Origin of the sequence: Hyphomicrobium sp. DMF-1, from assembly GCF_027886585.1 — a bacterium.
In the GTDB taxonomy this organism is placed as follows: domain Bacteria; phylum Pseudomonadota; class Alphaproteobacteria; order Rhizobiales; family Hyphomicrobiaceae; genus Hyphomicrobium_C; species Hyphomicrobium_C zavarzinii.
In genome coordinates this window covers 896,191-909,044 of the sequence record NZ_CP115706.1, presented here as the reverse complement: position 1 = coordinate 909,044, position 12,854 = coordinate 896,191, and the positions used below count along the sequence as shown (strand labels likewise).

The following is a 12,854-nucleotide window of genomic DNA, read 5'->3' as shown; positions in this document are numbered from 1 at the left end:
CGATTGCCTCAGATGCATCTGCTCGGAAGGAAACTACACTTGCCGCGCGGCGGCTTAAATGTCATATATCCGTCAATTTGAGCCATGGAGCCGAACATGCGCCGCGTGACCTTCGTGATCTATCCAGGGTATTCCGCGATGGCATTGGCTGCCGTCGCGGTTTTCGAAACAGCCAACGCCGTGCAAGGTAAGGCTGAGTACGATTTTAGGTTCATGTCTGAGAAGGGTGGCGCTGTCAGCACCTCTTCGGGGCTACCTCTGAAATGCGAACCCCTCAGCCAGGAACGCGGTGATACACTGATCGTCGGGGGTGCATCGTTCGAGAAACCTTTGTCGCCGGGCTTGATAGCATTCATACGGTCGGCACCGCGCAAGTATCGCCGCATCGCTTCGATATGTACTGGCGCGTTCGTGCTTGGCGAAGCTGGCCTTCTCGATGGCCGCCGCGTTACCACGCACTGGCTCCATGCACGCGATCTGCAAGCCCGGTTTCCGAAAGCCCAAGTCGATGAGGACCGCATCTTCATCAACGACGGGCAGGTCTGGACATCCGCAGGAATGTCGGCAGGGATAGACTTGGCACTAGCTCTTATCGAAAATGACCTTGGAGCGGATGCGGCCAAGTCGGTGGCGCGAAAGCTGGTGCTTTACCATCGCCGCGGCGGCGGCCAATCGCAGTTCTCCAATCTTCTGGAACTCGCGCCAAAGACCGACAGAATTCAAGCTGCGCTCGCCTATGCACGTGAGAACCTGCATAAGCCATTGGGAGTGCCCGACCTAGCTGACGCAGCGCATCTCAGTCCGAGGCAGTTCAGCCGCGCCTTCCGTGCAGAAACAGGACAGTCGCCCGCGAAGGCGATTGAAAACCTCCGTATCGAAGTAGCGCGAGATTTGATGGAGCAAAGCCGTCATCCAATCGAAGCGATTGCCCGACAGACAGGGTTCACCGATGGAGACCACATGCGGCGCGCATTCTTGCGCGCATTTGGGCAGCCTCCTCAAGTGCTACGGCGGCAGGCGCGTAACGAGCTAGCAGACTGAGCGCCTATGGCCTATGGGTCAGCACTGCAGCTGAGCTGCTTCGATAGGACTGTTACAGCTCTCGCCCGAAATCCCGACCCTCGTTCCTTTTCCTCCACGCTTCCATCTCTCGTTTGATCTGCTCGGCGCGCGACAATGTTGGGCCGACTGCTTTCTCGAACGCAGCTTGAACGGCCGGAGCCGTAGGCGGGGCCGCAGCCTTCTCGAATGCTGGCACGACCTTGGGCGCGATCCTGGGCGGAGCCTGAACTTTCGGTGCAAGCGCCTGCTCGGGTGCTGGTGCTGGAGCACGGCGGAACGCAGGCATCGGTGCTGCAATCTCCACGGCGACAGCGCGCGTGTGCTCCTGTGCAAGGGAAGTCTTGGCCACCTGGAACGTGACTGCGCGTGTCTTCTGATAATGGCCGTCGCGCTCGATCTGGCGCTCGACCGTCTGGCGGGCCTTTAGGGTCTCGAAGGCTCTCGTGTGGTTGGCCATGATGCGGTCGGTATAGGTCTTCTGCTCGACCTTCTGCATCTGCGCTATGTTCCGGCGCTCGCGCGCGTGGACCCTGTCGACGGCATCGAGCAGTTTGCCGTGGTTCGTAATCAGCGGAACCATCTGCCGGAGGGTCAGGGGGCTCCCACGTCCAAGACGGTCGCGTTGTGAGTAAACATAGACTGCGCGTTCCAATGGATGCGTGGCGATGCGTTCCACGTGCTTCATCTCACGCTTCTGGACCTTGTAAAGCTCGCGCCAGGTTGCCCGGTACTTGTCGGCCATATGCTGGCGCACATTGTCGACGGCAGCCTTGGTGTTTTCATCGAGGGCATCGCGTGCTTTCTTCTGGCGCTGCCATGTGGCGTTACGTTCCACCTTGTGATGGAGGTCCATTTCCGCACGAAGGCGCTTCATGCGGTCGGTAATGTCCTTTTTGTCGAACCACTCCGCACGCTGCACCGGCCTATGCTTGATTGGAAGGTACGGCGCAGGTTCTGGCAGCTTGATGGCATTCTCGCGCGCCATGAGGATTTGGGACGCTTCCTTGGCGCGGTGTTGCGCGACCAGCCTGCGTTCCTCGTTATTCCGAATGCGCTCCTCGCAGTGAATGCCGTGCTCGCGCTCATACGCTTCGGCCCATCTTGAGAAGTGAAGCTTGGAGAACTTGAGATCCGCCGTCCGGCCGTTCTCGGGGTTGACCGTATTGGCCACCACGTGGACGTGCAGGTGCTCCTTGTCGGTATGGGCGGCAATGACGGCCTGATGGCTGCCCAGTCCCAACGCAAGCAGGCTTTCAAGCGCCACCTTCTGCATGTGCTCGGGTGTCGGGTTGTCGTCTTTGTGCCAGGAGAGGGTGTAGTGGAGGACGGGAGCCCGGTTGTCACGGCCACGGAGTTCGACGCCGGCAGCCAGCTTGAGACGGCTGCGCGCGGCCCATGTGTCCCGCATGGTTGCCCAGACATCATCGGGGCACGTGTCCCCGAGATGCTGTGTTATCACCCAGGCTACGCGATCACGCGTCGAACTCTTGTCCGGGTCGTGCAGGATATAGTCGCACGCCCCTTTGAAGCTCGATCCCCTTTTGTGAAGGCGAGGAATCATTGGCGATGGGCCTTTTCAGGGTTTCACGGATGCGGGGTCCGGTCAGGTCATTCTCAAGGAGCACCGCGATCAACTCCTGAAGCGTTCGTGTGAGCGACTTTGCGTGGGGCGGTAGCCCGGCATTGGCCGCGTGCGTGAGCTGGTTCAGGTTGTTGCCGATACGCTTGAGCTCGTTGATGAGAACCACATGCATCCGGTCCGGCTCCTGTGGGGGCGCTAGGGGCGGGCTCGCCTCATGGAGAAGCACGCGCGCGTAGTTGGCTGCCGACGTGCCGCAGCACCTCGCATTGGTGACCAGGTCGCCGTAAGCGCCCTTGGTCATGCGGATGGTAATGCGGTGTGTCCTGCGTTCGGGCATTGGGCTTGTAGTTCGTGTCATTGACTGCCTCATAAGGGTTAGGGTTCGGGACGCCCGTAAGGTGCGTCCTGACTGGGAGGGGTCCAGGGGAAGAGCGGAGCGGCTCTCCCTGGCGAGTGGGTTTTGGCTGCCAAAACCACATCTCGCTACCCCACTGCTCATGGTGCTTTCACAAGTTTGGATTTCAATGCGTATTGTTTCAGTTATTCCCAATTTTTATTCGCGCTCGCAAGCGCTTTAATTATGGAAATATCGCAGAACATTTCTGAATTAGCGGCGATATAGCCGAATATGCCAGCGCGTTTACTGGGCGATATTTTTTAATTAGCGATGATGGCGCGGCCGGTGACGGCCGATGATTTGTTTGACGCGGTTGGACGAGCGTGACGCTCGTCACCGCTGCTCCTCGCCATCGGAGTGCGCAGCCATGCTCGCAACTGAATTCCCGCCTCGTGGGAGCGGCCGTGAGGGCCGCCCCGAAACGCCCCCGGCGGAGACGTGGGGCCATCCCTGGGAGTTGGGCCCTACGTGGGACTGGAAGCCCGGAATGGTCATGCTCGGCAAATGGGAGCGTCGCGTGCTTGGCCGCGACGATGACCGTCATGTCGTAACCGTTGCCGGATCGCGCGCAGGTAAGTCCTCGACCGTCCTTATTCCGAACTTGCGCCAGTACCCTGGCTCGGTCGTGGTGCTCGACCCTAAGGGCGAGCTCGCGCGCGCGACCATCGAACATCGCCGGCGCATGGGTCAGAAGTGCTTCGTGCTTGACCCCTTCGGGGAAACGGGCGTGCCGACGGCCGCCCATAACCCCTTTGCCGAACTGGGGCAGGGGAGGCGCGAGCACATTGCAGCGGACGCCGCGCAACTGGCGGACGCCCTCATCATCGGCAATCCCAAGGACCCGCATTGGACCGATAGCGCCAAGAACCTCATCCGCGGCATCGTCCTGCATCTGCTAGCGACCAATCCCAAGGCGGCAACACTTCGTGAGGTGCGCCGCCTCTTGAATGCGACCCCGGCCGAACTCGACAGGCTCTTTACGGCCATGGTCGATTCCGCTGCCTTCGACGGTATCGTCGCCAATATCGGCGCGTCGTTCCTCGGCAAGAAGGAGAGCGGGGGGAGGGAGCTGCAGGGCATCCTCTCGACGGCACAGGAGCAGACAGCGCCGCTCGATGACGTGGCGCGCGTCACGGAATGCTCGGACTTCAGGCTCGGCGACCTGCGCAGCGGCAAGCTCAGCCTGTATCTGGTGCTGCCCGGCATGCGCATGGGCACGCACTACAGGTGGCTGCGCTTGGTCGTACAGCAGGCCCTTGCCGCCATGGAGCGGGCGCCGGTTCCGCGCGGGGCGCTACCTGTGTGGTTCGTACTGGAAGAATTTCCCGCGCTCGGACATATGCGCTCCATAGAGACCGCTGCCGGCCTTATGGCCGGCTTTGGGGTCAAGCTGTGGAGTGTCCTTCAGGACCTCACACAGCTGCAGACCCATTACCCGAAGTCCTGGGAGACGTTTCTCGGCAACGCAGGGGTCATTCAGGCTTTCGGCAACGCCGACTACACCACCACGGAACATCTCTCGAAGATGCTGGGCGCGACGCAGGTGATGGAACGTCAGCAGTCGCGCGTATCGGGCAATGCCATGCAGCACGGTGATATGGGCCTGCGCGAGCAGCTGCGCAGCGCGCGGCTGCTGGACGCCAATGAGATCACCAGATGGTTCTCACGAGAGACCGGGCGGCAGCTCGTACTCGTACCCGGGCGTCCCCCTATCTACATGCAGCGACTGGAGAGAGTGACATGAGCCGTCTCAAATACCTCGCGGAGGTCGAGCACGTCCCGTTGTTCAACTACGTGACGCAGCAGGCCTACGGCGTTGGTCTCCGGTATGCCGACTACCGGAACGACTATTCCTTCGCGTTTCTGTTCGACCAGCCACGGCCCATGCAGGGGAGACCAAACTCGGTCGTCATCGACTACGGGGTGCCGTTCATCCAGAGCATCGAGTACTCCCCGTGGGGCTCGTGGACGGGAGGCAGGCCCAAGAGATTCGAACTCGTGGTCGATACCAGCAAGCCGAAGCCGTTCTTTGGCGACTACCCACAAGGGCTCAAGGAAGTGCTGGACGATCGCGACTTTTACGAGGTCGTGTTCTTCTTCACGAACGGCAGCACTGAGGTGTTCGAGCGGCAGTGCAGTCGCGACTACGCGCATCGCCTGACCGTGGCGCTCAATCAGGCTCTTGCCACCGCGCGGGACCTCATGGGGCAGAGAAAGGCTCCAGAGCCAAGGGCGATGCCGTCAATCCAGTCTCCCGCACCGGTCCCACTGCGGCGAGTTATCGATTGAATGCGGAGGACGCCGCTTGGTCGCGGCGTCAGGCCTCCGCTGCATCTTGCGTAGGTGCCATCATTCCAATGGCACGGTGTAGGTCACGCGGTTCTCGACCGGCTCCGTCGTCACGATGAAGCCGAGCCGGTTGACGTAGTGTAGACCGCTCTCAATCACGATGCTGCCCTCGTCGCCGTCAAGGACGGTCCAGACCCGTTGCCGGTCTTGCGAGAGGACATGGGTCCACTCCGGTCCTCTTGCCGAGAACAGGCACCCACCGTTTCCGAAATCAAAGCTGGCGTTGAGGTCGAGATGGTTCGGCCTCGGGCTGAACCTCGCGATGAACGCGTCCTCGTCGATGGTGCGGAAGGTCCAGACCTGCGGGTTCATTGCACACCCGCCTGCGTGGTGTCCGGACGCGACCGATGCAGCACGAACACGGTGCGCAACAGTGCCTCGGCGTCGGCCAGATCCTGCTCAACGGGCAAGAGCGTACCGATAGCGAGGTTCTGCTCGCCGCGCTTGGCTGCCGCATGGGCGGCGTTGGCGAGGGTCGAGGCGCGGAACAGCCGCTGTTCGATAAGGCCGATATTGGCCGTGATGGCATGCGAAGTGGGATTGGTCATGCGAAACTCCTTGAGTTCAAACGGTTGAATGAATTGCTGGCAGTCGGCGCGCGGAACTCCGCGCCGGAGAGCCACCAGAAGGCTGGCGGGCCTTTGTGGCCGTGGGTCCAGACGGCCCAGACGTATCGGTGCTTGGTGAAGTAGCGGGGCGGGGGGCCGTAGCGGTCCTCGGGCCAGCAGACGATGTCGTCGATGGCGTAGAGCCGAGCGGGCGGGATCTCGCGCCACCAGTCGGTACGCTGCCGGTGACAGAGCGAGGACATGTTGAGCAGCATCGCGACCTTGCCACCGGTCCACTGGGTCAGCGTAAGCGCACGGCGGATGAAGCGGTCGGCGAGACCGTATCCGTAAGGCGGATTGGTCACGATGTGCTTGGCCCGGGCTTCCCGTTCGCGCAGGAAATCCACTCCCGCCTCGCCGAAGCCGTATTCATTGAGGTCCGTGCTGACCACGGCATGGCCGTGGTCGGTCAGGACCTTTGCGATACGCCCGTCACCACATGCGGGCTCCCAGATATCGCCATCGAAGCTCTCGACGGAGAGCAGCGCACGGGTGGCCTCGGGCGGTGTCGGGTAGAACTCGTTCGGGAGCCGCCGTGGCGTGAAGCCTGAAGGCTCGGTACGAACCCAAGAGGTCGGAGTTGCGAAGCTCATGGCTGCACTCCTTCCTCTGTGAGGCGGGCATCGTAGCCGCCGAACTCACGCGCCACGTGCTCGAAACCCATGGTGCCGGTGCTGTAAAGCTCGGTCTTGGCCTGTTCGATGGCGTCCTCGGCGCTCTCTGCCTCGAAGGCGCATGTGAAGCGGTCCCATGTGTGGACGTAGACGCGGTAGCGGTGCCGGGTGGGGGAGGTCATGGCTGACCTCCCGTGTAGGCGAGTTCGGCATCAAAGGTCTCGATGGTGCCGCCGTATCTGCGAAAGGCCATCTCGCCGTCGATGAGGTAGAGGTCTTCTGCGCGGCCGATGGCGGTGCCGATAAACAGGTCAAAGGCGTCCTCGGCGTTGGCGTTGAGGTAAAGGGGGCTCATTGCGCACCCCCTTCGGCAGCAGCGGCGTTGTATTCGCCGGAAGCGTTGTCCTGCTCGGTGATTTCGCGGACCACCACGCGGCCGTTGAGCGGTATCGAGTCGAACTTGAGGTTGGCGCCCTTCTTGTCGCCGTGCAGCCAGGCGGCACCGACACGCGACCACCGCGCCTTGTCGCCTTCGCCCTGCACTTGCCAGATGGCGTGCGTCGGCCGGTTGGTTTCGCTTTGTTTCTTGCTCATTGTTTGCTCCGTATCTCGTCGGGTTCTGGCCAAGCACCACGCTCGGCCTGATGGGGACGTGAAAACCGACGCCCGTGAGCGGGTCACACAGGCCACACGGGAGCCCCCGGCTTTGCCCCGGGGGGCGAACGGATCGGGCAGCCTGTTGACCCATAGCGATCGGGTTCGGTTAGACCCCATCCTTGAAGGCCGTCGCGGGATTGCGCCTTGAAGTCCCCGAGCAAGAGAGAGGAGTGCTGAGCCAAGAGAAAGCGAACATGCCGGATTGCATGCAACTCAACATGCAGGCACATGGCGAAACGTGTGGGCTGATCTCGTTGTGCTTCTCACCGGCGACCATGAACGCGCCGTAATTCGATCGGATGCCGGAAGGCAGGTGAGACAAGGTCCGGGATTGAACAGCAGGCGCGCACCAAGCACGGCGCTGAAGGCGAAGTGCGCAAGATCCCGGGCGCATACCAACAACAGGACGGCAATCGATGACTTCCACGGCAACGGCGCAATGGCCGCCGCGTGCAACGGCTCAGGAGAGGGAAGAGTACCTTCTGGGGCTGGCGCAACTTCTCAATGACCAGGGCGCGACCGAAACAGCACGGTGGCTGGTCCTGCGACCGATCCTATTCGGCCTTGCACCGGACGAGCGTGAAGCCGTGTTCCACTGGTGCGAGGTGTTGCGGGCCGAGGGCAGGGCAGGGAGCGGGACATGACGGACGCGACAGCAGGCAAAACGGACGACAAGGTTGAAGTCACGCTTCGGATTGACCGCAAGCTGCACGAGGCGATGCAGCCGTTCTTCGAACAGCAGATCAACTTTGCGAACCTCGACGAGCTGGTTCATATGCTCCTGCGCGTCATCACGCGCACGCCCGACTCCGAATGGGGCCAGTCGAGATTCATGGACTTCCTGTTCGATGTCGCAGAGCAGAGGAACGTAGGGTTCGAATACAATCTGTTTGGAAGGCTCGGCAACGAGCTCGACCGGCGGCAACTCTATGCCATGCTGCTCGGCTATAATCGCTACGACATCGCGACGGAGCTGGAGCAGGACGAGTACGACGACAAGGGGCCTGAGAAGTTCGCTCAGGACGTTGCGCGTCGGCTCGCGCGCGACCTCGATCGCCGGAATGCCGAGGCCATCATCGCGACGATGACGCTCGGCAACGAGGGCCTACAACAACTGATGATGCACTGGCTGGAGGTTTATTTGGGAGAACAATGTAAGCGTTAGCGGCGGATTTATGTGGTCACGTGGCCTAGGCAAGCAGCGATGCTGCAACTGCCAACAGAAGGATGGACAGGCCAAAACACGTAAGAACCCAGAACACCGGCCAACACGCTTCATTTAAGCTGGATTGATGATCGCCGGTATCTTTTGATCGACGACGATAAGCGAGGATAGCGAATGGGGCGACGACACTGGCGCATATAGCTGTCGCGATAATTTCGCGAGAATGAACATCAAGCCAAGCCGTATAGGGCTTAATAGACTCAGGAACCCAAAGGGTAAGCGCGATGATCGCCATGCCGACCCAGACAAAAGCCTTTAGGGCGATCATGGCTAAGAAGAAGAAAGGCAAGCACACATCGTAAATAGAAGATGCAATAGCAGGTATCCTGCCTTCCTCAGCGTCGTCCCGGCGTCTCCTCCTATAGGTTGATATGGATGTTCCCACAATAAAGATGGAGATGAGTCCCGATACCACAAGAGAACCGGGCTCTCGGTCGAGGTATCGAAGATAGTTGGCGATCCCTTCGGGTGCCATGTTCGCGAGCCAGGATGCCAACAAGCCGACAAGCAGTCCGATGATAAGGGCCGAGAAGACAAACCCTCCTAAAAACAACAAGCCAACGAGCCCGAACGAAATCCAATCAGAAGCCCGAGATAACATGGGCAGCTGATAGCGATCGGATCCAAAGCGCAAACCTTCCATGAGGCTAATGCCAAGGGCCATGACGCCCAAGAGCTGCCAAGCCTGGCCATTGCCACCAGAGCCTGTCAACAGCCACTGAAGCCAAGCAGGGGCAAAATCGGTGGCGATGAGATATGGAGCAGACAAGCCGACTAGTGCCAACACCAACCACAGAACGGCTTTGACAAGGCTTCCGCTGAGTTCCGCTGAAGCCCGACTTCGGTGTGATGGAAGGTCCATAGCTCACTCCCCTGACGCCTTCACCCATGCGTCTTAGCAAGAACTGCGGTCGAACGGCAAATAGAAGCAGTGTTGTCGGATGTTCTGTGTGTAGTGGCCTAGCACTACCTAGCCGCTGGAGCGTGAGGACTGGAGGACTTTCAGGAAGGCAACCGCCTCCGACGCCTTGGCAGCAGCCGTGAAGACAGCGCGATCGTCGTCCTTAAGCAGCTTGAGCCACTGCGCCAGATACTGGGCGTGGTCCGCGCGCGTATCCTGCGTAATGCCGAGTTCGGCACACAGGAACGCGCTGCCGATTTCAGCCACCAGTTCTTCGGCGGCATAGGCGGCATCACCGAACCGTTTCCCGAATTCACGGGCGAGGCGCTTGTCCGAGCCGCTCCAGTGGATGGCCTCGTGGCAGAGGACGGCGAAGTAGCTTTCCGAGCGGGTCATGGTGCCGGTTCCGCAGAAGAGGGCTTCGTCCGGCATGTGAATGGTATCGGTAGAAGGACGATAGAATGCGCGTTCGCCACCGCGCTCAATGCAGGCTCCGGTCGCGCGGATGAACTGGTCAGCGGCTTCGATGCGCTCGATAGGCCCAAGTGGCATCGGGGCATCTGGTACGGAGAAGCCGTCAACCTGGGCAGCATTGAACACGTAGGACGCACGCGCGACACGGCGCTTGCCGTCGTCGTCGGAATCGTCGGGATTGGGGTCGGTCTCGTATTCCTTGTAGAAGACGACAAGGGACGACTTCTCGCCCTTGCGGACCTGCGCTCCAAGCTCCGACCATTGGCGGTACGTGGCCCAGATAGGAGCCGTGTAGCCAAGGCATTCGGCTGCAACCCAGAGGCTCACGATATTGATGCCGTTGTAGAGCTTCTTGGTCAAGGCGTTCTCCGGCATGAACAACGGTGCCGATGAACGGTGCCACGGCAGGGACGGACGACCGGGATCAGCCTCGATGGCGGCGATGAGCTTGGCGGTGATTTCGGCGTGGATGTCGCGGCGTTCGGTGCGGGGTTTCGATAATGCAGTCATGACGATCTCCTTCGTGCTGCGAGGCCCGCAATGGGTGCGGGCTCGATGCCGGACGAAGGCGACGGGGCATGAGCGGGAAGCGGAACCGAACCCCAAAGGGTGAGGCGGCCGGCAAAGCCGAAGCCGAGGGCGCGAGCCCTTGCAGCGACCGCGTACCGGCGCACGGTCGGCATTTTGGAGAGCCCGCCTGCGGGCCGAAGTGGCAAGGGGATGTGTCTGGTATGCGAAGCCCGTGCCGAAAAGGCAGCGCAGCAAGAAATACCGGCTGCACCTTGCGGCGCAGCCGGCGTTGACGTTTCACTCGGCAGCAAGCGCGATGGACTCATCGTCGGCTGAAGAGGCATCAGTGGAAGCGCTGCGCAGCGGTTCAGGAAGCCAGGCGGTACCGGCGAGCAACTGCTCGGCACGGGCCGCAAGCTCGGCCTTCTTGAGCTTGTCGAGGGACGGTGCGTGATCGCCCTTGGCCTCGTCGATGGCCGCGAGGATTTGCGTACGGCTGACACGGCCGAAGTAGGACTCGGCAGTCGGCTTGAACCAGTCCGTCATGTCGAGACCAAGCGCGATGGCCAGGCTCTCGGCGTGCTTGAGACGACCCGAGTTAGGCCTGTCGGCCTTGTGCTGGATGGCATCGACCGATTTGGCGGCAACCAGGGCAAGGAGCTGCAGGAGTTCGTCACGCGAACGTTCCAGGCACCATGTCCAGAGCTGGGATGGTGACCCAGGGACGTACTCGCCGGCGTTCTCGCGAGCCTTCTCGATGGCGAGAAGCCCGGTGCAGGCTTCAGGCTTGCTCAAGGCACTCGTTAGGGCAGGGCTGCTCAGCGAGAGCTTGAGGCAGCTTTCGCTTGCGTAGCCGAGATGGAAGGCATCGAGCACCAGCTTATGGACGACAGCTGCCAGTGCCACATCGGGATTGTCGATGAGGCAGGCGGCAATCGCAGCCGTCTTATGCGCGGTCAGTTCCTCGACGAGCTTCGCCGAGAGGCCGGGCTCGGACGAGGTGTCATCTTCGGAGGCAGCATCCGTCTCGACGGCAGCGTCGGACTTGCGAAGCTTGGGCAGATCCTCCTTGCGCACGAGCCCACGTTCGATGCGGATTTTGCCGTCATAGGCAATGGTGACAATCGCGCCCGCAACCGAGAGGGTGGTGGCAGGCCACGCTTGGGTCTTGGCCGTGATGGCGTCCATCCGCTGCTCGACCTCGGCAAGAGGCGTCTCGTCGGCATCGTCGTCGCTGTCGACCAGAGCGTCGTATTGGTCCGAGAGGGCATCGTACTCGGCCTGTTCGTCAGCGCTCAGCTCGGCGACTTCGGGGTGAAGGCGCGAGAAGCGAGAGAGAGCCTGATAGTCGCATTCGGTAGAGGTCTCGACCCAGAGCCAGCCCTCGGCCGCGACTTGGTCTGCCGTGGACTGGAGCTTCTCGGAGACGAGCTTGTCGAGAAGGTCGATGTCGACCACGTAGCCTTCGCCGTCCTCGCTGAAGAGGTCCTGGCGGATGACGCCACCTGCGGCGGTATAGGCATCAAGGCCGACGAACTCCACACGCTTGTCGGTCGTGGCAACCTCGTCCTCGGTCAGGGCATCGCGAATGGTGTGCGCGCTGCGGTTCCAGGACGTGAGCTGCGAGTAGACACGCTCCTGCAGGGCCCTGTCGTCGGTGACGGTGAAGGCCTGCGCGGCTTCAAGCGTCAGCTGGCCCATGCGGTAGGCTTCGAGGATGACAGGGGAGAGGCGACCGAGTTTCAGGCGCTGCGCCACCGCAATTTCGGAAATTCCGAAGCGTGCGGCGATGTCAGCCGGGCTTTCACCCTGCTCGGCCAAGGCATGGAACGCTTCGAACTGGTCCGCAGGATGCATCGGCGCGCGGACGACGTTCTCGGCAAGGCTGATCTCCGTCGAAATCGCGTCGTTCTCGACGACCATGCACGGGACGGGATAGTCCTTCGCAATGGTGCCGTCCTTGGCGAGGCTCTGAAGGGCGAGAAGGCGTCTTTGGCCAGCGACAACCTCGTATTTGCCGCGTTTGCCCGTCTGGACGACGAGAGACTGTAGCAGGCCGTGGGATGCGATGGAGACAGCAAGCTCGTCGATACCGTCGCGAACGCCGGTCTTACGGACGTTGCCGCTCCACGGCGCGAGCTTGTTCAGGGGAATGGTGAGGGATTCGGACATGTGGACTCCTTCTTCTCTGACGAGGCCCGCATGATTGCGGTCTCGATGCCGGACGAAGGCGACGGGGTACAAGCGGGCGCGGAACCGAACCCCTCAAGGTGAGGCGGCCGGCGCAGCCGAAAGCCGAGGGCTTCAGCCCTTGAAGCGTTCGCGCACCGGCGCACAGTCGGCATCATAAGAGACAGCTTGCGGGGCGACGAGACGAGGAGACACGAGGCGCGATCCACCTCACGGTTCAAGCGCATTGAATGGGGGAGTTTCGGAAAATCGCAGGGGGCGGAATGGCTGTTTTCCGCTGAGACG

The 12,854-nt window shown here is 61.4% G+C and carries 15 protein-coding genes; 4 read left to right on the top strand and 11 right to left on the bottom strand.

Annotation, left to right across the window (positions count from 1 at the left end):
- Positions 1-96: 96 nt before the first annotated feature.
- Positions 97-1,041: a GlxA family transcriptional regulator gene (locus PE058_RS04045; protein WP_271029942.1), complete on the top strand. Its 945-nt coding sequence runs from the start codon at positions 97-99 to the stop codon at positions 1,039-1,041.
- A 52-nt stretch (positions 1,042-1,093) separates the two neighbouring features.
- Here the strand turns inward: PE058_RS04045 and PE058_RS04040 are convergent, their stop codons facing one another.
- Both PE058_RS04040 and PE058_RS04035 read right to left on the bottom strand, forming a co-directional pair.
- Positions 1,094-2,623: a relaxase/mobilization nuclease domain-containing protein gene (locus tag PE058_RS04040; protein ID WP_442908675.1), complete on the bottom strand. Its 1,530-nt coding sequence runs from the start codon at positions 2,621-2,623 to the stop codon at positions 1,094-1,096.
- Positions 2,535-3,002, bottom strand: coding sequence for a MobC family plasmid mobilization relaxosome protein (locus PE058_RS04035; RefSeq protein ID WP_271029940.1), 468 nt, complete (start codon positions 3,000-3,002; stop codon positions 2,535-2,537). Before PE058_RS04035 ends, PE058_RS04040 begins: the two co-directional genes overlap by 89 nt.
- A 526-nt stretch (positions 3,003-3,528) precedes the next feature.
- Here PE058_RS04035 and PE058_RS04030 point away from each other — a divergent pair.
- Positions 3,529-4,785, top strand: coding sequence for a type IV secretory system conjugative DNA transfer family protein (locus PE058_RS04030; RefSeq protein WP_271029939.1), 1,257 nt, complete (start codon positions 3,529-3,531; stop codon positions 4,783-4,785).
- Positions 4,782-5,330, top strand: a complete 549-nt coding sequence (locus PE058_RS04025) for a hypothetical protein (RefSeq protein ID WP_271029938.1) — start codon at positions 4,782-4,784, stop codon at positions 5,328-5,330. Before PE058_RS04030 ends, PE058_RS04025 begins: the two co-directional genes overlap by 4 nt.
- 60 nt (positions 5,331-5,390) lie before the next feature.
- Here the strand turns inward: PE058_RS04025 and PE058_RS04020 are convergent, their stop codons facing one another.
- Genes PE058_RS04020 through PE058_RS03995 form a run of 6 tightly spaced genes read right to left on the bottom strand, consistent with a single transcriptional unit; the run spans position 5,391 to position 7,206 of the window.
- Entirely contained in the window at positions 5,391-5,702 is a 312-nt protein-coding gene (locus tag PE058_RS04020; protein WP_271029937.1) for a hypothetical protein, read from the bottom strand.
- Entirely contained in the window at positions 5,699-5,938 is a 240-nt protein-coding gene (locus tag PE058_RS04015) for a hypothetical protein (RefSeq protein ID WP_271029936.1), read from the bottom strand. The genes PE058_RS04020 and PE058_RS04015 overlap by 4 nt, the downstream gene beginning before the upstream one ends.
- Positions 5,935-6,591 (bottom strand): hypothetical protein, encoded by a 657-nt coding sequence (locus PE058_RS04010; RefSeq protein WP_271029935.1) that lies wholly within the window; start codon positions 6,589-6,591, stop codon positions 5,935-5,937. The genes PE058_RS04015 and PE058_RS04010 overlap by 4 nt, the downstream gene beginning before the upstream one ends.
- Complete coding sequence (locus PE058_RS04005) at positions 6,588-6,794, bottom strand: hypothetical protein (protein WP_271029934.1); 207 nt, start codon at positions 6,792-6,794, stop codon at positions 6,588-6,590. The genes PE058_RS04010 and PE058_RS04005 overlap by 4 nt, the downstream gene beginning before the upstream one ends.
- Positions 6,791-6,967 carry a hypothetical protein gene (locus PE058_RS04000; protein WP_271029933.1) on the bottom strand — a complete coding sequence of 59 codons (177 nt, stop codon included), beginning with the start codon at positions 6,965-6,967 and terminating at the stop codon, positions 6,791-6,793. The genes PE058_RS04005 and PE058_RS04000 overlap by 4 nt, the downstream gene beginning before the upstream one ends.
- Positions 6,964-7,206: a hypothetical protein gene (locus PE058_RS03995; RefSeq protein WP_271029932.1), complete on the bottom strand. Its 243-nt coding sequence runs from the start codon at positions 7,204-7,206 to the stop codon at positions 6,964-6,966. The genes PE058_RS04000 and PE058_RS03995 overlap by 4 nt, the downstream gene beginning before the upstream one ends.
- A 703-nt stretch (positions 7,207-7,909) precedes the next feature.
- Here PE058_RS03995 and PE058_RS03990 point away from each other — a divergent pair.
- Positions 7,910-8,434: a hypothetical protein gene (locus PE058_RS03990; protein WP_271029931.1), complete on the top strand. Its 525-nt coding sequence runs from the start codon at positions 7,910-7,912 to the stop codon at positions 8,432-8,434.
- A gap of 25 nt (positions 8,435-8,459) precedes the next feature.
- Here PE058_RS03990 and PE058_RS03985 read toward each other — a convergent pair whose 3' ends face one another.
- The 3 genes from PE058_RS03985 to PE058_RS03975 all read right to left on the bottom strand — a co-directional run bounded on the left by PE058_RS03985 (position 8,460) and on the right by PE058_RS03975 (position 12,551).
- Entirely contained in the window at positions 8,460-9,356 is an 897-nt protein-coding gene (locus PE058_RS03985; RefSeq protein ID WP_271029930.1) for a hypothetical protein, read from the bottom strand.
- Positions 9,357-9,464: 108 nt separating this feature from the next.
- A complete protein-coding gene (locus tag PE058_RS03980; RefSeq protein WP_271029929.1) occupies positions 9,465-10,379 on the bottom strand; it encodes an ArdC family protein in 915 nt (304 codons plus the stop codon).
- A 297-nt stretch (positions 10,380-10,676) separates the two neighbouring features.
- Positions 10,677-12,551, bottom strand: coding sequence for a ParB/RepB/Spo0J family partition protein (locus PE058_RS03975; protein WP_271029928.1), 1,875 nt, complete (start codon positions 12,549-12,551; stop codon positions 10,677-10,679).
- Between the last annotated feature and the right edge of the window lie 303 nt (positions 12,552-12,854).

Coding starts and splice junctions, on each gene's coding strand:
- PE058_RS04000 (WP_271029933.1), bottom strand. CDS start 6,967: ATGAGCCCCCTTTACCTCAACGCCAACGCCGAGGACGCCTTTGACCTG.
- PE058_RS04010 (WP_271029935.1), bottom strand. CDS start 6,591: ATGAGCTTCGCAACTCCGACCTCTTGGGTTCGTACCGAGCCTTCAGGC.
- PE058_RS03990 (WP_271029931.1), top strand. CDS start 7,910: ATGACGGACGCGACAGCAGGCAAAACGGACGACAAGGTTGAAGTCACG.
- PE058_RS04040 (WP_442908675.1), bottom strand. CDS start 2,623: ATGATTCCTCGCCTTCACAAAAGGGGATCGAGCTTCAAAGGGGCGTGC.
- PE058_RS04045 (WP_271029942.1), top strand. CDS start 97: ATGCGCCGCGTGACCTTCGTGATCTATCCAGGGTATTCCGCGATGGCA.
- PE058_RS03975 (WP_271029928.1), bottom strand. CDS start 12,551: ATGTCCGAATCCCTCACCATTCCCCTGAACAAGCTCGCGCCGTGGAGC.
- PE058_RS04005 (WP_271029934.1), bottom strand. CDS start 6,794: ATGACCTCCCCCACCCGGCACCGCTACCGCGTCTACGTCCACACATGG.
- PE058_RS04025 (WP_271029938.1), top strand. CDS start 4,782: ATGAGCCGTCTCAAATACCTCGCGGAGGTCGAGCACGTCCCGTTGTTC.
- PE058_RS03985 (WP_271029930.1), bottom strand. CDS start 9,356: ATGGACCTTCCATCACACCGAAGTCGGGCTTCAGCGGAACTCAGCGGA.
- PE058_RS04015 (WP_271029936.1), bottom strand. CDS start 5,938: ATGACCAATCCCACTTCGCATGCCATCACGGCCAATATCGGCCTTATC.
- PE058_RS03995 (WP_271029932.1), bottom strand. CDS start 7,206: ATGAGCAAGAAACAAAGCGAAACCAACCGGCCGACGCACGCCATCTGG.
- PE058_RS04035 (WP_271029940.1), bottom strand. CDS start 3,002: ATGACACGAACTACAAGCCCAATGCCCGAACGCAGGACACACCGCATT.
- PE058_RS04020 (WP_271029937.1), bottom strand. CDS start 5,702: ATGAACCCGCAGGTCTGGACCTTCCGCACCATCGACGAGGACGCGTTC.
- PE058_RS04030 (WP_271029939.1), top strand. CDS start 3,529: ATGGTCATGCTCGGCAAATGGGAGCGTCGCGTGCTTGGCCGCGACGAT.
- PE058_RS03980 (WP_271029929.1), bottom strand. CDS start 10,379: ATGACTGCATTATCGAAACCCCGCACCGAACGCCGCGACATCCACGCC.